Origin of the sequence: Achromobacter sp. SIMBA_011 (assembly GCF_046535435.1) — a bacterium.
GTDB classification, from domain to species: Bacteria; Pseudomonadota; Gammaproteobacteria; order Burkholderiales; family Burkholderiaceae_B; genus Achromobacter; species Achromobacter dolens.
Window position 1 is genome coordinate 1 of the sequence record NZ_JAWRWN010000940.1, and the last position, 250, is coordinate 250.

A 250-nucleotide genomic window follows, 5' to 3' on the forward strand; every position below is an offset into this window, starting at 1 on the left:
GACCAAGAACGGTGCGCTCGGCGACTGTCCGGTCATCAAGCGCGGCGCCTCATCGATGATGCCGCAATATTGGTCGCTCGACGATGCGGAGCTTGCCTGCGAAACGCTGATGGAGGCGGGGGCATCGCTCAGCAGCATCGGCATTACCTCCGGTCTCATGGTGCCGGTAAACGGCATGAACGGGTACCGCCATCTGATGAATTTCGCAGGTGATCGCGATGCCCTGTCACAGGCGTCGCTGAACGAACTG

At 60.8% G+C, this 250-nt stretch carries 1 protein-coding gene; it reads left to right on the forward strand.

The window, feature by feature from the left end; translation table 11 throughout:
- Positions 1-250, forward strand: a 250-nt coding sequence (locus SB816_RS33755; RefSeq protein ID WP_410548471.1) for an autoinducer binding domain-containing protein, incomplete at both ends; no start/stop codon positions are given.